This is a genomic window from Niallia sp. 01092, assembly GCF_052318935.1.
Lineage (GTDB): Bacteria > Bacillota > Bacilli > Bacillales > Cytobacillaceae > Niallia.
Window position 1 is genome coordinate 38,603 of sequence record NZ_JBQRKO010000027.1, and the last position, 21,642, is coordinate 60,244.

The following is a 21,642-nucleotide window of genomic DNA, read 5'->3' on the forward strand; positions in this document are numbered from 1 at the left end:
CCTCGTCGCATACGCTCCTGTGGGGTCTCGTCTTTCTCGCATTCCCACAGGAGTCTACGTGTATTCAGTCTGCTGAGTACTTCTCCCATTTTTCAAAAACTTTGAGAAAACAGCCAACTTAACAATAATCTTCAAGGCACCTAGTCAATCATTTCAACAATTGGAAGCTCAATATATACGGTGGTTCCTCTGCCGACTTCACTTATCGCTTCGATATTTCCTTGATGGGCGGTGATGATTTCTTTACAAATCGCAAGACCTAATCCGTTCCCTTCCTGTTTTGATTTTCCTTTTTTAGTAAAAGACCTTACAAAAATATGCGGTAAATCGTCTTGATCAATTCCTGATCCAGTATCTGTGACAAACATGGAAACTGTTTGTTGTTCGTTATTGATTTCTAGGCGAACTTCAATGTAGCCGGATTGGATGAATTTTAATGCATTGGAAATCAAATTTGCCAAAACTTGTTCGATTCTCCCAGGGTCGACATAAACAATTGGGAAGTCCAGCTCATTTAGATTAGGCATTATCACTTTATATTCTATCCCTTCAGCCTGTACATCTAATTCAAATAAGCTTGTAATATATACAAAAAGATTGCGAATCGATACAGCTTCAAAAGAATAGGAAATACTGCCGATTTCAAGCTGGGATAAATCAAATAAATCAAGAATAAGTCGATTTAAGGATTTAATCCGAACTAGGCTTCGTTCTAAATAAAAAGTTTGCTGTCTTGGAGTATCGACAATTCCATCTAAAATGGCTTCAATATAACCTTGAATTGATGTAATCGGTGTTCTTAAATCATGTGATATATCAGAAAGAAGCTCTCTTCTTTTTTTCTTTTCTTCTTCAAGGTGTTGATTTGCTTTTTCTAATTCAACATTTGCGTTTTCTAAATCGATTGTTCTTTCTTTTACCTTCTCTTCAAGAATCGAATATATTTGTGCGTTCTGAATAGAAATCGCTGCTTGAGAAGCTAGTAAGGAGAGAATTTCAATTCTTTCTTGTGTAAAAGCATGCGTAATTAAATTGTTTTCTAAGTACAATACGCCAATTAAACGATTTTGATGCAAAATGGGAAAAGCAAGAATTGATTTAGGTTTAAAAGCTTTAATATAGCGCTCATTGGTGAACAGTCCATTATTTGCGGCATCTTCCAACACAATCGGCTCTAATGTTGTATGTACGTAATGGATTAATTCCACAGCCAATTCCTTTTTCAGCGCATCGAGTTCCATATTCCCAAGCAGATTTACGCCGTTTTGATTACTCCCTTTGATTACTTTTTGCAAATCATTTTTTTCATTTAATAATAAATACCCTTTTTCTGCCCCTGCAATCTCTATCAAGGTGTGCATCATTTTTATAACAAGCTGCTCTAGTTTAATTTCACTTGATAAAGCTTGCGAAACTTTGATAATTGCGTTTACATCCATTCCTGTTTGAAGATCCTTTTTTTTATCATCTTCAGAAAGTTCTTTTTTAATAACGGGATATGCTGCTAAAACTTTTTCAGCAATCCTTACAGCACCCCAAGTTTGAAAAAGATCATATGCATCTTTCATAAATAAGCTTCCTAATTTCAAAAGTCCTTTTTCATTATAATATTTCCCTGCACATTGACTAATAATAGCTGCATCTTGTACAAATCCATTTTCCATCGCCACTTGGATTGCGTGATCGTACATTCCTTCACTATTTTTATTAAAAAAAACAATCGAATCGATTTCCGCTTTCATCGCTGCGTATTTATGTTGATAATTTTGCGGCGAGTGTTCCGCCCATTTTTTCATTGTTTTTAAATCATGCATAAGTGCTTTTTTATATTTTCCCTGCTTTGATCTTGGAGCTTCTCGATATAAACGACATAACCACAAGGTATGATAAAAGTAGTATTCTGGAGCATTTACTAAAATGAATGTTTTATTGATCAAAGGTTCTAAATTTTCGATTATTTTGATCCCTTGATCCTTTTCATTTAGTAAATACGCCATTTGCAATCGTAATGTATAATGCATGATTTCATTTGAAGAACTGTCCTGCAAAAAAGGAATATTATAGTTAGGCTGAATATCTTTCTCCATTATAACTTGAAGCCAATGCTCCAATTCACGTAGAAAATTTATCGATAATTCATGGTTCATTTGTTTGACAAATTGAAACTGCTTATTTACTTCTTCAACTACTTTTTCAAGTGAATCTCCATTAATCAATTTGATTAATGAAATAAAGGAACTTACTGCACTAGCTAGAAACATATTACCTGACTCGATACTATATTTTTGCGAATTTTGTAAGTAGGTTATATTATGTGAGATGTGACTCTTCCATTGATTTATAAATATTCCATACACTAAATATACTTGTGCTAAAATGCTCTTTTTCCCTTCTTTTTGTGCATGTTTAATCGATAATTCTCCAAATTCATAGCTTTTATCTATGTTTCCAAAAGCAGCACTTTGAATTAAAGCATAGTTATTATATACAATCGCTGAAATATCTGTATCTCCGTATTTTAATGTGTACGATAACGCTTTAAGCATTAATAGAGCCGATAAATTTTGATTATCATGGTAAGCAGAACCATTCACATTATTAATGACTTGTACTATTAACCTTTTCTGCTTTTCCTTCATTTTTGGCAATTCTAAGAGGTTGTTAAGTTTCTTTTTCGTTAATCTGCTTTTTACTATTAAAAGCTCTTGTAAAATGGCAAGCTTATGTGGATTTTTGGATATTTTCCAACCACAAAGATTTAGTACCTCCATGCCAGTACGAACGGCATCTTCGACTCGAAACAAATAATTGTATAAAATAATTTTTAAGTTATACACTTCCAACTTTTCTTCGATTGTCTTTCCATACGTTAATAAGTCATTAAATGCCTGTTCCGATATTGCAAACTGTCTATTTAAATAAGCTGCTTCCCCATACCCTATATAAATTTGAAATGTTAATGGATAGTGATCAATCCAAGCATCTTTTGGAAGAAGCTCCTTTGCCTTTTGAAAATATTGCAACGCGGATTCAAAAGCAGATGTTAGGATTGCTTTTTCACCAGCCTCTTTATTCCATACAGCTAGTTGGAAACGGTCGTTTTCATCTAAAACTTCTTTACTCCTATTCAAATGCTCGACAGCATTGAAAAGATCCTGTTTGTCTATTTGACTCGGAAGCTTTTTAGCATAATACTGACCGATTTCTTTGTGCATTTTTACTTTTTCAGAAGTGGACAACATTTGATAAAGCGCTTGCTGGACTCTATCATGGATGAACATAAAATGTGGATTTTCTTTTTCATCATGCTCGATAATAGAGGAAAGTTTAGGAATCATAAATCCCTCTTCCACAGCTTGTAAAAGTTGTTTTCTTACATTTTCCCTCTTTTGGCCATAAAAAAGTGAAAGATCCTCTACGTTTAGTTCATTCCCAAAACAAGAGGCTGTTTTTAAAAGGGTTATTAAATCATCTGGCAGTTTATTAATAAGGAAAACTAAATAATCAATTACATTATCATGTAATTTCAGCTGAGGAGGTTCTATACTTGGCTTATTCTCCTTTTCTGTTATGTACGTTTCCATCAATTTTTGAAATTCAACAGTTTGCAATAGCTGCTGAATATAAAATGGATTCCCTAATGTAACACGATACATGTAAGAGGACAGCTCCCTCAATGAAGCTGAAGCTAATTCATAATAATCGGAAATCCATGCTTGCACCTCTTCTCTTTTTAAAAAGGTTAAAGGCATAGAAAGGTGGGATCTTCCAATTGCTTGTATCTCTGTTTGAAGCTTATCCATATACTCGCTATTTCCCATCTCTTCCTCATTTCTGAAAGCGAAAATAAACAGAATATTTTTTAGTTCAGGTGATTTGATTACATAATTAAGTATGTCAAAAGTAGCAGCATCCCCCCATTGAATATCATCAATAAATAGGACAATGGGAGCTTTGCCTGCAATGGTCTGAATAAAAGCTTGAAAAGTGAATAAAAATCTTGTGTGGCTTTCCATAGAGGATACATTTTCTGGATGTGGTTTTTCCCCCACAATCCACTCTAGTTCAGGAAGAAAGGAAGTCATAACATTCATTTGCTCCCCTAACTTGCTCATTAACAAGTCGTTCCATTCTTGAATCGTTTTTTTGCCTGAAGATACAATTTTTCTCGCAAACATTTGAAAAGCTTGTGTGATTGGAACAAATGGTTTATTGTTTGATAATTGATCAAATTTACCAGAAAGAAAAAAGCCTTCATTTTCTTCTGCTGCCGCTTTTAATTGGTTGACAAGCGTCGTTTTCCCGCTCCCAGACGGACCAGAAACAAATAACGTTTCAACCTGTCCAGCCATTACTTTCTCATATGTTTCAAGAAGGAGATGAAGCTCTTCACTACGTCCATACATGGCCTGCTCTTTTGGCTTCTTTCGATCATAGGTTCCGAGAATAAAATCTTGAATGACTCCTGTTTCTTTATATTCTATAAAGCATTTTTTCAAATCAAATAATAGACTATCAGCGGATTGGTATCTGTCTTCCGGCATTTTCGATAATAATTTTAAAATAAGTTTGGACAAACTTTCAGGGATTTGAGAGTCGATTTGTTTCGGTGATAAAGGAATCTTTGTAAAATGAGCGTAAATCAGGTCACCTAGGTCTGTATTAGCAAAAGGCAACGTTTTCGTAAGCATTTCATAAAAAATAACTCCCAGAGCATATAGATCTGTCCGATTATCAGCCTCTCGATCCATTCTTCCCGTCATTTCTGGAGCAGAATAGGCCATGTGGTTGATATCATTTATTCCTTTTACCTTTTCAAAAGGTGTCTTTCCCTTTCGATAGTTAATAGCTTCTTGCAATCCAATTAAATCAACTTGGTTATTTATTAAGTCAATGAGGATATTAGCTGGGTGTAAATTCCGAATCAAAATATTCTCTGCATGGATGCTTGCAATAATCTCTGTCAGTTCGAGAGCAATGGTGAAAAATTCCGTTAAAGATACAGATCTTAAGGATAAAAATACTTCTAAAGACTTTACACGAAAAGGTGTATAAACAAAAATTCCGCTTTCACCCTTTTTTTCGTATTTTAATAGAGATAGGTTGGGAGAAAACGGGATGCTGAAATGATATTCCTTTTGTAAATCATCTGCATCATACATATCTTGATAACGCTTATTTACCATTCTAATGATGACTTCTTTTTTATCAACCGCGGAATAAGCGGAATAATAATTCCAAAATGTATTTGACTCTAATAATTTATCGACTTTATAACCAATTAACTGCATCATTTATCATCACCCTTGCTTTAAGGTTAGTTTGACAAAAAAAGTAGATTCTCACACATGATGGCTAAATATTAATATAGAAGAAAAAAGAAACAGCAGCGTATTTCTTTCATTAGTTTTGTAAGTAAGCGCAGCGCAGCCCTTTTTCCATAAAACTTTAGCAAAACTTAAGGTAGATTTATACTGAAATTATAATATTTTTATTATTCTGTTAGTAGAAATATTATTAAGTGGGGGGTAAAAATGAAAAGTCCGGTTGAAAATACTCATTTCGAAACGCCTAACCTTTACCATTTAGAACGAAAAATTGATCAGGAATGGTACCTTCTTATCATGCAAGCAAAAAAATTAGGTTTATCAACTACAGAGGTGAGAAATTTTTTACAAAAGAGATGCGTTACAGATCCCGAAAGCCATTGAATTTATATCCAATCCCTCTTACCGTTAAAATATACATAGGTTTTGAAGGATCTATTTCTATTTTCTTTCGTAAATTGCTAATATGAACCATAACCGTTCGATTATCTCCTAGGCTGTCTTCTCCCCATATGTTCTGAAATAATTGCTCAATAGGATAAACACGATCAGGATTTTTAGCTAATAAGCATAGTAACTGAAATTCTTTTGTCGAGAGAGAAATGGTCGTATTATTCCTCTTCACTACACAGCTTTCTAAATCAATGGAAAGTTCAGGAAATGATAATACACTTTCTCTCGTTTCATTTTTTTTATTGTCATTTAGCTTGGAGCGGTGTTGACGACTTCTCCTTAAATGTGATTTAATTCTTGCAATTAAAACACCTGGACTAAATGGCTTTGTAATATAATCATCCCCCCCAATTCTTAACCCTAATATTTTATCTATATCCTCTTCTTTAGAGCTTAAAAATACGATTGGAACATCCGTTTTCTTTCTTATTAATTGACAAATTTCAAAGCCATCGAGATCAGGAAGAACAATATCAAGGAAAATTAAATCAGGTTCTTGCATGTCCATTATCGTTAATGCCTCATAACCATTGTGTGCACAAAAAATTTGAAATCCTTCTTTATGTAAATACAACCTCAACACTTCTTTAATGTCATCATCATCATCGACAATCAAGATTTTTTCTCCATCCATCCCTATTCCTCCTACAATTGCTCCTGTCTATGGAAGACATTTTATAAATTCAACTACTCATCCTTAGCTATTCCATTCATTATTATAGCTGTTCTTTTTTGAAAATTATAACATTTTCAAGGGAACAAAGTCGATTTAATTGATAGGCTGTTTTCGTATAGATTGTTGCTTTTAAACCCGCAGCCTGAATACACTTCGTCCGTTTAGCGAGCTCGAGCCTCCTCACTCGTACCTCGAGGCCACTGAAAAAGTGAATGCTATAAAATATAGGTAGTGACAATCTAAGCAACGAAGAGGTTTTCGTTTGGTTTTCCGAGGCTTACCACACGCTTTCCGCGGGGCGAGCGCCGAGCCGCTTCGTCGCTACGCTCCTGCAGGGTCTCGCCTGTCTCGCTAATCCCGCAGGAGTCGTGCGGACGCCTCTCCTAACCAACATGATGGTCGTTTTCAAACTCTCTATACCATTTTTACCCTAATATATTTAAGTGTTTCACCTATAATTTATCTAATAAAACACTTTTTCAGTGCCGTCGCATACGCTCCTGTGGCGCCCGAGTCTTTCTCGCATTCCCACAGGAGTCTACGTGTATTCAGTCTGCTGAGTACTTCTTCTTCCAATATTTTACGTAAAAAACAACAAACTTTGAGAAAACAGCCAATTGATAGAAATAGTAACAAAGATATACAATGGAAATATATACAATTTACTAAGAGTTCATGCATAAAAAATGACACTGAGGTAATATCTATTGTTCGAAAAATAATAGTTGGCTTATATCTAATGAAGGTTAGATGAAAGAAGATGCCTTATTCTATTAAAGGAGGAGCTATGGATTCATTTGAAAAAATATACTCGGAAAGTCGAACGACTAGAATAAGTACTACACCGGAATATATAAACGATTTAAATAAACTAGATTTCAAAACAAATGAAAATGGCATTTTTGAAGGTACTCATATATTAAAACATAATACATCAAAGGACGAAAAAGTCGTTTTTTATGCAGTAATGGAGAATGGTGCATCCCCTCTTTTAATCACTTTAAATGGAAAAAAAGGATATTTTCATATGATAGATGTACCTAAATGTGGAGAAGTCCAATTAAACTACTCCTTATCGAATATACCAGCCGGCAAACAAATGATTTACTTATTTACAGAAAAATATTTTGACGATTATAAGCATTCAGATGAATGGGAGAAACGTCATTCTAACTGGTATATCACACATCTTTATTTTTCCCTTGATGTAAAAGGTGCAAATCCAGCACCAGTTGCCAATCATCTATACGTCGTGCCAAAACGAATAGAGAAACCAACACAAAAAGGTCTTCCTATCACCATATATAAGGATAAAAACTTATTTAAGGAAGCAGACGAATTAAAAGAAGGAACTTATTACTTGAGCATAAACAATAAATATGATCGAGAAATGCAAGGACAATTAATGATGATGACAGATTATACAGTAGGGAATTCTCAAAAACTGTTCATCCCTGCCTTTTCCAAAATAATCATCCCCTTTGAACTAAAAAAAGAGAGCTTAATTGAAAGTATCCGTTTTATTCTACTTGGAATACCAACAAAAGATTATTTTGAGGCTCCACGTCCAATCAGAATAGTTCAAGGAAGCCATCGTTTGCCGGTTGAATGATTTTTCAGTAAGAGTGAAAAAGCTAACATCAAAAGACGTTTTTCAACGACCTTTTGAGTTAGCTTTTTTTCATCTGGCTGTGTTAAAGCTAATTGTTGATTTTGATACTTTGTTGATTGGAGCGGAAGGTGTGAGACTCCTGCGGGAAAAGAGAGTCAAAGGGAGACCCCACAGGCGCAAAGTGCCGAGGAGGCTCCCGGACCGCCCGCGGAAAGCGAATGCCTGGAGCGGAAATCAACAAGCAAGTTTAACAGAGCCTTTCATTTAGTGACTGTGCACCTATTAATGCATGTTAGGATTCGTCATTTGCTGCTGCATTTGGGTTGGTGTGGCTGGCGCATAAGCATTTAAAAGCTGCTGCATATCTTGCGCTGCAAGCTGTGGCACTTGATAGTAATGATGTTTGTTTTGATATAATGAGATTTCGTATGCCATTTCAATACAGTTTGGAATGGATGCAGCAATCACTCTGCGAACAACTGGGTTGGTTGTTTCTGTTGCTGCCATCGTTTTCATTGCTGCAGAAGCTTTCATCGCATTAAGCATAGCAACAGAAACTTGTTGATCAGTTATTTCTGATATGTTTTGAATTGGTTTTGCAGGCGTTGTTGGCACTAACCCAAAGGTGAAATCATTGCCCTCTTTCATCATATATGGTTCTGTTCTTTTAACAGGATCTTGACCTGTTTGAAAGCTTTGCAATGTTAGATTGTACTCTTCTTGAATAAATTGATATTGTCTATTGAGCATATCACGCAATTCAGGATCTTGTACATGCTGCTCTAAAAGCTTATAAGTGTCTAACGCATTAATAGTACCAGTTAATACCTCATGCACGTCGAATACTTCATGCCCACCATGATTCATGTATTGAGGAACTTGCCCTGTTTGTACATTTTGGTGCATTTGATTTTGTCCATTTTGCATCAAGAAAATCTCCTCCTGTTTAAAAAATTAACAACAGGAATAGTATGGAATAACAAAAGCAAATTATTCATGTAATGAAGAAATGAAAATGCACAACAAAATTCCCACTCCTTTGGTCATAATTTTCTCCTTTTCTTTATTTCGCTACTAACAATGATAGGAATCTTTATTTATCCCTTAGTTCTTTTCAAAATAAGTAGACTAGCAATCAATATAATAATAAAAGCAATAAGTGCTAGGAAAGGAATAGTTATAAACCCAAACCAATTTATATACTTATCTGTACACGAAACTCTACCGCAAGCAAGAGAACTTTCTTGAAACAAAGTAAATTGCTGTGTTAAATAATGATAAGTAGAAAAGATAATACCGATAGATGATAAAATACTCGTATAGAGTGCAATGCTTGTTTCTTTTCTAACTATCGCTACACCTAATATTAAAACTTGTGGATACATCATAATTCTTTGAAACCAGCATAATTTACAAGGTTCATATTTTAAAACTTCCGAAAGATATAAGCTACCAAACATAGCAATTAACGCTACACAAAATGCAGTTAAGAGCAGGTTTTCAACATTTTTTTGCATCAAAATAAACTTCCTTTCTCCTTTTCATTTATTTATTTTCTACATAGTTTAATCACACCATTCTTTTCTAATGATGATCCAATCTCTTCAGTGAAGTGACCAAATTCGCCTTTTATGAAAAGTTCTCCCTATTTTTTAACATTATATTGGTATTTATATTTAGTCAATTAAAAAGCTAATTTATCATCTAAATCCCAAAAAATATGTAAAAAAAAATTACGACAATATTTTTTACAAAATTGTTAAAATTGGTTCAGATATACTCATTTACTAAAAAAAGGGGGAATTTTTCATGAAATTATTTAAAGCAATTATTATTTCTGGACTAGCTTTAGCAACATTCTTTGGTACAGAAATCATTGGTGTAAGTCCCAATGAAATCGCATTAGCAGCTGAAAAAAATCAAGATCAAACTCAAAAAACTGGTCTAGTATTTAAACAAAAGGACTTAGTCAAAGTAAAAGAAGAGTTACAAAAATATAATGTAGACAATGAAACTATTAATAAACTAATTTCCAAATTAAAAAATCAAGAACCACTTGATTCTATGCTATATGATACAGATCAAGCTGTTAATGTAGATAAAATTGATACTTCAACTGGTTATGAAGAAGTTTTTACATTTGCAGATGGTTCCATTACTGTTACAGGTGTAGAATTAGCTGATAAGATAAGCTCACCTGGTACTATTACTACAAAAGGAACTGGAATTGAAGGAGGAAGTTGTTCAGGTGGAAGTGGTTATGTAAATTGTAACTATAGAAAAGTTTATTATTTAAATCCTGGGGTTTGGGAAATTAGTTTTAGAGCTAATTATACATATGTTAACGGCGGTTATGATTATATATCATGGGCTGGTGACCAGAGTGTTTGGGAAATATATGGGTCAATTGGAAGCCCATCTTGTAGAATAATTAGATCTAAAGAAACCTCATTTAATAAAGCAGAAGCAAGATTCTCTGTTTATTTATATATAGGTGGATCGTATGGTACACTAACAAGAAGTGTTTCATTAATTGTAGGCGGAGATTCAGCTTATGCTCGTGGAAACACTTATTATTAAATAATTCACAGTGGAGGGAGGAAGAAAATTTATGTATTTTGGTGATACATTATTTCAACTAATTGTTTACGGAGTCCCATTACTACTATTAATTTTATTAATGTTTGCTTTTAAAAATAAAAAATCAAAAAAACAGAATTAATCAAACTTCCTTTTTCAAAAGAAATGCCCTCCATAAACAGACGATCACTTATTAAAGCAAGTGGTCGTCTGTTTTTCTTAATACCTTCAAATATTGTAAATATTACAAAATATAATCTACACTGTAACTATTTTATATTTTTAATAAAAATAGTTAGTAATTCCCATAAAGAAAAAATAAAGGAGTTTAATTATTTTATGAAAAAAATATTGTCGATAGTAATTGCTGTAATTCTATTATTTATTTTTATTAATCCAGAAAATAGTAAAGCACAAACTAAGAAATCTTTTTTAATAGGTTTTAATAATCATGTTAATGAGAAACTAGTAAATGAATATGGCGGCAAAATAGAAAAGAAATATAGATTTATGCCAGTCGTATATGTTAATTTAACTGATAAAGCAGCACAGGCTTTATCAACAAACCCGAATATTTCTTATGTAGAAGAAAATGGACTAGTACATATAACGGGTCAAGAAATTTCTTGGGGAGTACCACATATCAATGCTGATGATGTTAACAACCTTGGCGGGACTGGTAAGGGTGTTAAAGTAGGTGTGATGGATACAGGTATTGATTATACTCATGAAGATCTTAGAGTAGACGGAGGAGAAACATTTGTTGACGGAACCTCTGATTATATGGATGATAATGGCCACGGATCTCATGTAGCAGGGATTATTTCAGCGTTAAATAATGACGTAGGAGTCTTAGGTGTAGCATCAGAAGCAAACCTCTATTCAATTAAAGTTTTGGATAGCAATGGTAATGGAAATTATAGTGATGTAATCGAAGGTATTGAATGGGCTATTTTAAATAATATTGACATTATCAATATGAGTTTTGGTACTAATACTAGTTCACGTTCGTTACAAAATGCCCTAGATGAAGCATATAAAGCAGGTATTCTTATAGTTGCTTCTGCAGGGAATAGTGGTTACAGTAAAAAAGGTACTATTGAATATCCAGCTAAATATAGTTCAGTTATATCAGTAGGAGCAATTGATCAATATGACCATAGGGCTGAATTCTCCAGTGTAGGGAAAGAATTAGAGTTAGTTGCTCCCGGTGTACAAATAAATAGTACAATACCTAAAGGCTATGCAGTTTATAATGGAACTTCTATGTCAGCTCCATATGTATCTGGTGTTGCAACCTTATTAATGCAATTAAGTCCAGAGATTTCTAATGTTAAGGTTAGAGAAATTTTAAATGATACTGCAAAACCTTTAGGTAATTCATCTTTATATGGACATGGGTTAGTAGATGCTTTAAACGCTGTTAACTATATAAATACAAATAAAACAATTAGATAATACTACTTAAAAAATATAAAATTAATCTTGCAAAAGAATTAGAGAAATGAACAGTCTACTACAAATTAAAAATGATTAACTCAACTTTCGCAGACCAAATTAGGCAGGTAAGCCCTGATGTAACTAGGTAAACCTGCAATCCATTGTGATAGTTGATTTTTAAGTAATTGTTGTGTTTGTTTGTTCGTTTTCTTCAAGACATCTCGTAGAAACTCGATTAATTGCTGCAATGCGACAGCCCAATCGAGTTCAATCACTTCGTTATTAGCACTTATATATCAGAAATACAAGTCTATTTCTCTATTTTTTAAAGGACAATGTTTCCCAAATTTCCCACGAAATTTTTGGTGGATGTTGTCTTTTTTAGTTCCAAAAGGAGCGAATAGAGGAATTTTAATGGCATACAACGCTGATGTACAGGCATACATACAGTATGCGAGACTATCGAAAATTAGAAAAGATACTATACTAGCCTCAAAAAAAGTAACAATCTATAAAGCTGGCTTATGTTTTTCTAAACTATTTCCAGCAAAACAAAGATTAATTTTGGATGAAATTGTATATTTCTTAGCGGGAAAGGTATTTGGAAAATTGGAGCAGATAAATTAGCAGAAAGAGTCGGCTACAGCGTAAGAACAGTTTACAATGCTGTTAGATCATGGAAGAAAAGAGGAGATATCTTAGTATGCCGTTTACGGACAATATTATTTTTAAAACAGAAATGGGAAAACTACACTATAATGAATCAGTGGCTTTGTATAATTGATAAGAACATAAAATTTTGTTGTGCCAGCGAATTTCATGATAAACTTCAAAAGGCAGGCTTATTTTAAAAGATAAGAAAATTTTTCCTTAGATGAGTGTCTAGCTCTGACTTATAAGATGTACTAGTACCGGCGTTGCCAAAGACTCGCAGGATGCGAGTCAATCGACGTTGCCACAGGACGTGCGCTTTTCTTAATCAAATTACTCTGCTAAGAAAGTGAGCTAAAAATCGAGCCGCTTCTACTTTTGTACAAACGTGAATCTTAGGCTCACCCTCAAAGCTGCCTACTGTTCTTCCTAACTCTTCCCCTTCTAGGACAACCTTTACATTCATCGCTTCAGTTGTAACAAAATTGGCATCTATTGCAACACCTACTGCAAGCGGATCATGAAGAGCACAACCGCCAATACCTGGATAAAAAGATTCATATTTTTCCATATAAAACTCGGTTATATCTGCTAAAAAGCGAGCCGATTCCTGCTCAGCAGCACGCCATTCATTTAGTGTAGATTTTGGCAATAATGTCTTCATTGTTACATCGAGTCCCACAATTGTGACTGGTAAACCTGAAGAGAAAACATAATCGGCTGCTTCAGGATCAGAGAAAATATTTGCTTCACTATATGGAGTTACGTTCCCACGTACATTTACAGCACCGCCCATAATCACAACTTCTTTAACAAACGGTATTATTTCCGGTGCTTTTTCTATTGCTAGAGCAAGGTTAGTCAGCGGACCAACTGAAATGATTGTTATTTCTTGAGGACGTTTTTTTACTTGTTCAATGATAAAGTCCGGTGCAAATCCAATTTCAGCTTGTGCAATTGGATCACTCTTCAAGGCATTGCCTAAACCATCTTCTCCATGAACGTGTTTCGCCGAATGTTTTTTCTCCCCACGCCTGAATGTTTGTGCTGCTCCTTGGTAAACAGGAATCCGTTTCCCTACTTTTTCTAAAACTACCAGTGTATTGCGTGTCGCTTCTGCTGCTGATACGTTTCCAAAACAAGTCGTAAAACCAAGCAGCTCTAATTCTGGAGAGTTTAGAGCATATGCCATCGCTAAAGCATCATCAATCCCAGTATCAACATCGAATATAATTGGCTTCAAATATAATCACTCCATTTAATAGTTTAAATTAACTTTATTAGAAAATAAGAAAACATAATATTTTTGAACTTAGATCAGTGTCTAGCTCCGGAGCCTGCGCTTTTCTTATAACTTTGAAACACGTTTCATAAATTGATGTGTTTCTTCCATATCAGGCATTGAGCTTTGAGCTCCTGATCGTGTAACGGTTATTGCTCCTACTGCATTTGCGAATTGAGTCGCTGACCATATATCTTTACCGCTGACAAGTGCTGTTGCGAGCGCACCTGCAAATGCGTCTCCTGCAGCAGTCGTATCAACAACTTGTATGTCATATCCGTCCATTGTAAAAGTTCTATTTCCGTTTGTGACCACAACACCTTGTCCCCCAAGCTTTGAAAATACAGTATTGACGCCTTTTCTTAACAGTTCTACACTGGCTATTCTTGCTGATCGAATATCAGAAACATCAATGTTAGTAATTACAGATATTTCACTTTCGTTTGGAGTAATATAATTGACCATTTTGTATAATTCGTCTGGTAAAACTCTAGCTGGAGCAGGATCAAGCATGAGTGGAATGTTTTTTGCTTTTGCTATTTTAGCCACTTCTATCACTGATTCTAAGGGTATTTCAAGTTGAACGATGACAAGCTTTGCTTGACATATTACTTGCTTATGTTCTCTTATATACTCAGGAGTTACTAGATTATTGGCCCCCGGAGCTACAATAATGCTATTATCGGCATCTTCATTAAGATTAATGAAGGCCACTCCAGTGGACTCATTTTCAACTCGTCCAATAGAAGAGGTATCTACACCAACTTCGTTTAAATTTTGCAAGAGTTGATTGCCAAATACATCATTTCCAACCCGACCGATCATCGCGACAGATGCCCCAAGTTTACCTGCAGCATATGCTTGGTTTCCACCTTTTCCGCCAGGACTCATAAAAAAGTCACTGCCAAGTATGGTTTCTCCCCATTCAGGTTTTCGCTTCACTTTAACTACCATGTCCATGTTTAAACTACCTACAACAACAATGTCTGAACTCATCACTTTTGGTCCTCCCGATTTATGTTTCTCTTTGGACAAATTTATGCTCTAGCACCAGGCTCTTGGCTGTGGACCTTACCCCCTTTATACGTTCAACAAGCATCTCAACAGCTGTTACACCAATTTGATATGCAGGAACCGAAATAGTACTTAACTTTGGAGTACTCATTTGTGCAAATAAAATATCATCACAGCCTATGACCGAAATATCTTGTGGAATCCTTAATCTCTTTTCTTGAATGGCATGCATAGCTCCCAATGCAATTAAATCATTTGCTGCAAATACTGCAGTTGGAGTTGATTCTTCTAAAATTGATTTCATGAGCTCATAACCAGACTCATAACTAAAGTTTCCAATCCTAATGGAAGGATTAAGATTATGTTCATGCATCGCGTCTCTGTACGCATTCCTTCGCATTTCAGCCGACTGAACGAGGCTAGGTCCTGATATATGACATATATCTTGATGCCCTTTCCGAATCAAATTGAGAACTGCTTCGTATGAAGCTTTGTAATGATCAATCGATACGGTATCAAATGTCGTTTTTGTTAATAATCTATCGCACAAGACAAATGGGGTTTTTAAATCACTCAATTTGTTTACTTTATGCTCGTCCAATATGGAAGAAATTAAAATAATTCCTGCTACTTGCTGGCACATCATTTTCTCGATATATTCTTGTTCGATATTAGGATTATTGTCTGTATTACTAATAAACAGTGAAAATCCTTCTCGATGTGCTGCATCCTCAACCCCTCTTGCAATGATTGGAAAGTATGGATTCGTAATATCAGGCAAAATCAAACCAATTACATTGGAAGTATTGTTAGCCAAATTTCTGGCAAAGGCATTGGGGTGATACCCTAATTCCTCAATGGATTGGAGAACCCGCTGTCTAATTTGATCATTAACTTTTGGATTATGATTAAGAACTCGAGATACAGTTGCTTTGGAAACATTAGCATAGTTAGCTACATCCATTATCGTTACCTTCATGTTTTCCTACCCCTTTTATATAAGGAACCGGTTTCTCTTAGAAGTAAAAACCCAGAAACCGGTTTCTTAAATAAGTGTAAATATACAACTGTTTTTTCACTATGCATATAATACAATCAATAAAAAAAGATATCTACTTTTATGTAAGAATATATTACAAGATATTTTTTATTAATTCCTCAAACTTCGCACCTTTAAATTCGTTTGCAAATCTTGATATGACTCGGTTTAGAACAATAAAAAGGGAGGCTTGTTTTTTATTGTTGAGGTTGCTTTCCACTACGGGTTGCGAGTATCCTGAAACGGAAAGCAAGCCCCTATTTGTAAGGAATAATGTTTGCAAAAAAACACCCTAAAAGACTAATCAATCACCCTTTTCTAATTGCCCTAAACCAAGTTATAGCAATACATGAAGAGGAATTTATAATTGCGAAGTTTGAGTTAATTCTAATCCTTCATTTATTTTAAGAAAAATCTTATTTTAAAAAAGAAATTGGAAAAACTAATGTATAAGTTTATATTCAAAAATAAATGAACGAGAGGTTTATTATGATAGATGAAAGCATGAAAATCTGTTGCGCCAGCGAATATCATCCACTAAAAAAGGTAGTCTTAACATCTCCAACCTATATGACGATTAAAGAACCGATAAATGCGATACAAGAACAATATTTCCAAGAAAATATCAACACACAAAAAGCGGAACAACAGCATGGAATATTTGTAGAAAAATTAAAAGAGCATGGAGTCGAAGTTACTCTTCTTCCCCCATTTAAAAAGTATCCAGAACAAGTTTTTACTAGGGATATTGGATTTATATTAGGCATGCATGTATTTGTTTCTGAAATGGGACATGATGTAAGGAAAGGAGAAGAGAATACCTTTTTAAGATGGTTAGAGAAAGAAAACATAACGTACACCAATTTAAAAGGCGATAAAATGGAAGGCGGCGATGTGTTAATTGACCAAAATACCATTTATGTTGGAGTAAGCAACCGGACAAATAAGAAAGCGATTGAGCATTTACAAACTTTATTGCCGACTTATGAGGTAATTGCGGTCCCTTTCACCGATACATTTTTGCATTTGGATTGTGTGTTTAATATTCTCTCCCCGACAGAAGCTCTTATATACCGTGGTGAAATCGATAAGGAGGTAGAGAAACTGTTAGCGGAACGTTATGAATTAATTGAAGTATCAAAAGAAGAACAAGCAACATTAGGAACAAACGTATTATCAATTGGAGATAAAAAAGTATTCAGCCTTCCAATTAATAAAGGAGTAAATAAAGAGCTTAAAAAGCGAGATTACACTATAATCGAAGTAGATATTTCAGAAATCATCAAATCTGGTGGAGCTTTTCGCTGCTGTACGCTTCCCCTTAAAAGATTATAGTTTGTTGTGGTGCACTGGCACCGCCCAGATTTACGACAGCTAATCTTTGGATAGTGACATGCATCTAAAAATACTCTTTATACCACTGAACTGTTTTTTCTATTCCTTTTTCAAAGCTGTAGACTGGTTGCCACGTCAGTACTTCCTTTGCTTTTTTAGCGGATAGATAATGGCCAGCAATTTTTTTGCTATTTTGCTTTAAAATTACTGGCTTCAGATTACTATTCATGATTGCTATTATTCTTTGAACGACCTCTAACACTGTTAATGCGTTTTCATTGCCGAAATTAAAAGCTTCTCCAGCAAGCTTATATTCTTCCATTTTTTCTGCAACAAGCAAATGAGCATGTACTGCATCTTTCACATAAAAAAAATCGTGAATTTGTGTACCATCACCTCTTATGATTGGTGCTTCGTTATGAAGAATGGAGCGAATTGTTCCTGGAATGATTCTGCTAAAATTAACATCTCCGCCTCCATACAAATTTCCACATCTTATTATGCAAACTGGGAGTTGATAAGTCTCATAATACGTATGTGCAATTAAATCAGCGCAGCTTTTTGACACATCATAAGGCTTTCGTCCATTTAATGAAAAGGACTCTTCAAGAGGCAAGAGCAGGGACTCCCCATATGCTTTTTCACTCGATGTGATGATCACTCTTTTCACTGAATGCTGCCTGCAAGCATCTAACATATTCCATGTTCCTCTAATATTTGTCTCAAAAGTGGAAAGTGGATTTAAAATGGCTTCCCCAGTAACTGCTTGGGCTGCCATATGAAATACTGTATCAATGTTATGTTCTGCTATTGCACATTTTATCGAATCTAAATCTTCTAAATCCCCTTGTAAAAAATTCACTTTTTGAAAAGAAGGATTTAGACAAAAGGGTGATGTTGGATTTCTTACTAACGCTGTAATATTTGCATTTAGCTGAACCAATTCTTTCAACAAATATCGCCCAACAAAACCGGTGGAGCCAGTAATTAAAACGTTTTTATTCTTCCAAAAATATTTCCGATCACTCATTTATGATCATGCCTTCCATTTTGAAAATTGCATAAATGATAGATTCTCTTCTGACCATCATCTGATAATACCCATTCCAACTGATTTTTGTTTTTTTCTAAATCAAAATCGCCAACACCAGCAAAAATTCCAAAAAACAACCCAATTTTCGCTATTAACACGGGCAGAATTAATATTTCTTGTTCTGTTAATTCTCCATAACCATGCAAAAATTCCTTGCCTAAAGAGTCCATCATTTGATGAGTTAAAATAAAATAAAGGGCATAGGCAACATCAAATACTCTTTCTCCAATTTGCAAAGAGTCAAAGTCCATCACACAGCTCACCAGATCGTTTTTATGATAAAGCTGATTCCACGGATTCCAATCGCCGTGAATAACAGTCTTTGGAAGATCTTTAGCCGAGGTTTGCTGTTGATTTATTAGATCGAAAAGATGATCAACATCTTTTTGGTTATTTTTTGGCAGTTTATGTCCTTCTTCCTTAAGCAGCTTCACGATCGTTTTAGGGGGAAGATTATAATAGGAGTAAACCCCGGTAGGTTCAGGACTTTCCTTCACGGAATGCAGTGCATCATGTATTTTTCTAAGTGTTTTTCCACTATGATAAGCTTGCCCAGGCACCCATTGAAATGACATCGATTCTACGAAAGGAGTGACCAGTATTTTATTTAATTTATAGTAGGAAAAACTCTTATTTTGAACATTGCGTATCGGAGTTAAGGCAGGAATTCCTGCCTCACAAAGCCTAGCAATCATTTTATTTGCATAATGAAGTCGTTCATCTTCAATATTTTCCTTAAATATTCGTACGACAAAGGCACCCTTATTTGTTTCTATTTTTATATTGCTATTAGCATAGCCGCCAAGCGGTCCAGCAATGCTTTTCAACTTACCGATTCCAAATTCTTTACATATTTTCTGTATATCTGTATATATAGTAGAAACCATTTAGTACCCCTCCCATTAAAAAAATGGTTTATATCTCCCAAAATAGTTTCAAATCCACTTTTTCTGCAAATCCATTAAATGTCGGGTCTACTTTTTCCACACTATCAATAACATTGTAAAGCTCTTGTTTATATATTTTGAAAATAAATGGTGTATGTTTTTCGCTGTTATGAATTAGCTTTATATTATTTTTTCCGATAATTCTCCAGCCGCTGAAGTGGAAAAAAATTAGTTTATCATTATTAATCCATACTTTTTTGTCTTTCACATGATAATAATATTTCCGAAAATTCCAAGGACCAATATTAACTCCTGGCGTAGTGATGTCACATACGCCTAAAAATAGCTTTGGCAATTCATCCAAATATTTTTGATCTCCGAATGTTCCTCCACTCGGGTTAATTGCACAGCTTTCAAGACATTTTTCTTTCCACCATTTTAAAGCAGAGATTCCCATTTCATCTCGCTTAAAGCTCAAGAACCCTGAATTATACTTGCCTGTTATATTTTCGACCTCTTTTAATGTTGATTTTTTTTTAGGCGAAATTGCTTTTTCTTCCTTTGTTAATAACACAGAGCAGTCAGGCTGATTCCAAAAAATATGGTTTGGATTTCTCCAAAAAAACAGATCAGAATCAAGATATGTGACCCTGTTTACTGAAGGGTATGTTTCTAGCACTCTTTCAATAATAATTGGTTTAAGCGTCCAGCAATATTCATGCAGCTTTCTTGTATTTTTCAAACCTAAAATTTCCTTGCTCAAATCCTCATCACTAGTTAAAAAAATATTTTTCCACTTTAGTTTCTGTAAAACCTTATACGTCTCCTCATCTGTACAAAGAATATGAAAGGAAAAGTCTTCTTTTAATTCTTTATAGAGCGAACGAATAAGGGCCAGTGCCTGATAAAGCCTCTTTTTCGAGAGAACGGTACAAAATGCGTTATCCATCTTTCAACATCACTCTACTCTCCATCTTTATTCATTAATTCATAAATAAGAGCAAACAAAGCTTTCATAAAATATGGTTTCTTTAATTCTTGGGATAACTTTTCCTCTTGCTGCTGCACGGTTGACAAGTATTCTTTTAATCGAGATAATTTTTCTGGTTTGATTTGGTTCATATGTTTTTTTCTGACGAATTGCACTAATTCTCTAAAAAGGTGCAAAAGATCGACATGATTATTTAATGCAGCCATTTCTTTTATTTCGATTATTAATTCATTTAGTTTTTTTTCATCAAGTAAGGGTTTGACTGGGGGGATGGTAGAAGTAGTAATAATGAGAAGAATGAGCAGCATATCTAAATACTTGATATCATTATACTTTTCGAACATATAATGGAGACTGTTCACATATTGAGGCAGAGAGTATTGTAAAGGATGTTCTTGATGGACGTTAACGATGTCCTGTCTAACTTTGAATTTGCATCCTGCTTTATATAGTCTAAATGCTAAATCAATATCTTCAAATCCCCAGTTTTCATTTTTATCATCAAACAACCCAACTTCCATCACCTTATTTCTGGAAACAGAGGAATTATTCGTTAAAAAGTATCTCCATGAAAATGGGTAACCATCTAACTCTTCTCCATAGTTTTGAAGCGTCTCTTTTAAAGAAGCAATTATTTCATTGTCTAAATCAAAACTCTCATGCATAAACGTGCCATTTATTATTTCTTGTATGGGTATTAAAGGGGTTTTATTTTTTTTTGCTTTTCCATCGCAAGTAAATCGGTCTTTAAACTGCTGAAAGTGGTTATACTGATCGCTATGAAAATATTTATAATAAAAACTAAATATTCTTTTCCAAAACATTCCGCAAATAACTGTATTTTCATCCTGATGTGCCTCTATATGCTTTCTAACAAAATCCTTTGCTGCAATCATATCACTGTCATGAAAAATCAGTATATCTCCTGTAGCTTTTAATATGCCTTTGTTTCTTCCATTCGCTATTCCTTTATTTTTTTTTAAGCGGACTGTTTTTAACACATATTTCGACTGAAATTTTTTTAACATCAGTCCTGTGTTATCATTTGAACCGTTATCTATGACAATTACTTCAAACTCTTCGAATTGATAATCCTGATAATTAAGTGATTCTAAATTATAGTAAAGCCGCTCCATTGCGTTATAAGATGGAATGATGACGCTAGCCCTCATTTTACACCTCCATTTAAGCCTTAGTCTTTTTTAGAAGATAAGAAAATAAAATTTTTCAACTTAGATGACCAAGCCGCTTCCGCTTTTCTT

General features: G+C 34.4%; 17 protein-coding genes and 1 pseudogene. 6 read left to right on the forward strand and 12 right to left on the reverse strand.

Annotation, left to right across the window (positions count from 1 at the left end; genetic code table 11):
• Positions 1-140: 140 nt before the first annotated feature.
• A complete protein-coding gene (locus ACTXGU_RS19685) occupies positions 141-5,294 on the reverse strand; it encodes an AAA family ATPase (RefSeq protein WP_443483228.1) in 5,154 nt (1,717 codons plus the stop codon).
• Positions 5,295-5,534: 240 nt separating this feature from the next.
• Here ACTXGU_RS19685 and ACTXGU_RS19690 point away from each other — a divergent pair, with 240 nt between their 5' ends.
• Complete coding sequence (locus ACTXGU_RS19690; RefSeq protein WP_443483229.1) at positions 5,535-5,711, forward strand: anti-repressor SinI family protein; 177 nt, start codon at positions 5,535-5,537, stop codon at positions 5,709-5,711.
• Here ACTXGU_RS19690 and ACTXGU_RS19695 read toward each other — a convergent pair.
• Positions 5,689-6,414, reverse strand: coding sequence for a response regulator (locus ACTXGU_RS19695; RefSeq protein WP_443483230.1), 726 nt, complete (start codon positions 6,412-6,414; stop codon positions 5,689-5,691). The genes ACTXGU_RS19690 and ACTXGU_RS19695 overlap by 23 nt on opposite strands.
• An 829-nt stretch (positions 6,415-7,243) precedes the next feature.
• On the opposite strand from ACTXGU_RS19695, the gene ACTXGU_RS19700 reads away from it, so the two are divergent.
• The gene (locus ACTXGU_RS19700) at positions 7,244-8,068 is read left to right on the forward strand and encodes a hypothetical protein (RefSeq protein WP_443483231.1); all 825 of its coding nucleotides are present in this window, start codon (positions 7,244-7,246) and stop codon (positions 8,066-8,068) included.
• A 282-nt stretch (positions 8,069-8,350) separates the two neighbouring features.
• Here the strand turns inward: ACTXGU_RS19700 and ACTXGU_RS19705 are convergent, their stop codons facing one another.
• Together ACTXGU_RS19705 and ACTXGU_RS19710 are read right to left on the reverse strand one after the other, a co-directional pair.
• A complete protein-coding gene (locus ACTXGU_RS19705) occupies positions 8,351-8,995 on the reverse strand; it encodes a spore coat protein (protein WP_443483246.1) in 645 nt (214 codons plus the stop codon).
• A gap of 170 nt (positions 8,996-9,165) precedes the next feature.
• Entirely contained in the window at positions 9,166-9,585 is a 420-nt protein-coding gene (locus tag ACTXGU_RS19710; protein ID WP_443483232.1) for a disulfide oxidoreductase, read from the reverse strand.
• A 292-nt stretch (positions 9,586-9,877) separates the two neighbouring features.
• On the opposite strand from ACTXGU_RS19710, the gene ACTXGU_RS19715 reads away from it, so the two are divergent.
• Positions 9,878-10,648 carry a hypothetical protein gene (locus ACTXGU_RS19715; RefSeq protein ID WP_443483233.1) on the forward strand — a complete coding sequence of 257 codons (771 nt, stop codon included), beginning with the start codon at positions 9,878-9,880 and terminating at the stop codon, positions 10,646-10,648.
• A 339-nt stretch (positions 10,649-10,987) separates the two neighbouring features.
• A complete protein-coding gene (locus ACTXGU_RS19720) occupies positions 10,988-12,106 on the forward strand; it encodes a S8 family peptidase (protein ID WP_443483234.1) in 1,119 nt (372 codons plus the stop codon).
• A gap of 80 nt (positions 12,107-12,186) precedes the next feature.
• On the opposite strand, the pseudogene ACTXGU_RS19725 reads toward ACTXGU_RS19720, so the two are convergent.
• Positions 12,187-12,369: pseudogene (locus tag ACTXGU_RS19725) on the reverse strand (IS4 family transposase); the annotation flags it as partial.
• 133 nt (positions 12,370-12,502) lie between these two features.
• On the opposite strand from ACTXGU_RS19725, the gene ACTXGU_RS19730 reads away from it, so the two are divergent.
• Positions 12,503-12,715, forward strand: coding sequence for a hypothetical protein (locus tag ACTXGU_RS19730; RefSeq protein ID WP_443483235.1), 213 nt, complete (start codon positions 12,503-12,505; stop codon positions 12,713-12,715).
• Between the two features lie 352 nt (positions 12,716-13,067).
• On the opposite strand, the gene ACTXGU_RS19735 is transcribed toward ACTXGU_RS19730, so the two are convergent.
• The 3 genes from ACTXGU_RS19735 to ACTXGU_RS19745 all read right to left on the reverse strand — a co-directional run bounded on the left by ACTXGU_RS19735 (position 13,068) and on the right by ACTXGU_RS19745 (position 16,014).
• A complete protein-coding gene (locus ACTXGU_RS19735; protein ID WP_443483236.1) occupies positions 13,068-13,982 on the reverse strand; it encodes a nucleoside hydrolase in 915 nt (304 codons plus the stop codon).
• Between the two features lie 105 nt (positions 13,983-14,087).
• Positions 14,088-15,017, reverse strand: a complete 930-nt coding sequence (rbsK, locus tag ACTXGU_RS19740) for a ribokinase (protein ID WP_443483247.1) — start codon at positions 15,015-15,017, stop codon at positions 14,088-14,090.
• A gap of 19 nt (positions 15,018-15,036) precedes the next feature.
• Positions 15,037-16,014: a LacI family DNA-binding transcriptional regulator gene (locus tag ACTXGU_RS19745; protein ID WP_443483237.1), complete on the reverse strand. Its 978-nt coding sequence runs from the start codon at positions 16,012-16,014 to the stop codon at positions 15,037-15,039.
• Between the two features lie 549 nt (positions 16,015-16,563).
• Here ACTXGU_RS19745 and ACTXGU_RS19750 point away from each other — a divergent pair.
• Positions 16,564-17,409, forward strand: coding sequence for a dimethylarginine dimethylaminohydrolase family protein (locus ACTXGU_RS19750; RefSeq protein ID WP_443483238.1), 846 nt, complete (start codon positions 16,564-16,566; stop codon positions 17,407-17,409).
• Between the two features lie 64 nt (positions 17,410-17,473).
• Here ACTXGU_RS19750 and ACTXGU_RS19755 read toward each other — a convergent pair whose 3' ends face one another.
• The 4 genes from ACTXGU_RS19755 to ACTXGU_RS19770 are packed head-to-tail and all read right to left on the reverse strand — an operon-like array spanning position 17,474 to position 21,552.
• A complete protein-coding gene (locus tag ACTXGU_RS19755; RefSeq protein ID WP_443483239.1) occupies positions 17,474-18,439 on the reverse strand; it encodes an NAD-dependent epimerase/dehydratase family protein in 966 nt (321 codons plus the stop codon).
• Positions 18,436-19,389, reverse strand: coding sequence for a phosphotransferase (locus tag ACTXGU_RS19760; RefSeq protein WP_443483240.1), 954 nt, complete (start codon positions 19,387-19,389; stop codon positions 18,436-18,438). Before ACTXGU_RS19760 ends, ACTXGU_RS19755 begins: the two co-directional genes overlap by 4 nt.
• Positions 19,390-19,417: 28 nt before the next feature.
• Entirely contained in the window at positions 19,418-20,338 is a 921-nt protein-coding gene (locus ACTXGU_RS19765) for a putative nucleotide-diphospho-sugar transferase (RefSeq protein WP_443483241.1), read from the reverse strand.
• A gap of 14 nt (positions 20,339-20,352) precedes the next feature.
• Positions 20,353-21,552 (reverse strand): glycosyltransferase, encoded by a 1,200-nt coding sequence (locus tag ACTXGU_RS19770; RefSeq protein WP_443483242.1) that lies wholly within the window; start codon positions 21,550-21,552, stop codon positions 20,353-20,355.
• Positions 21,553-21,642 lie beyond the last annotated feature (90 nt).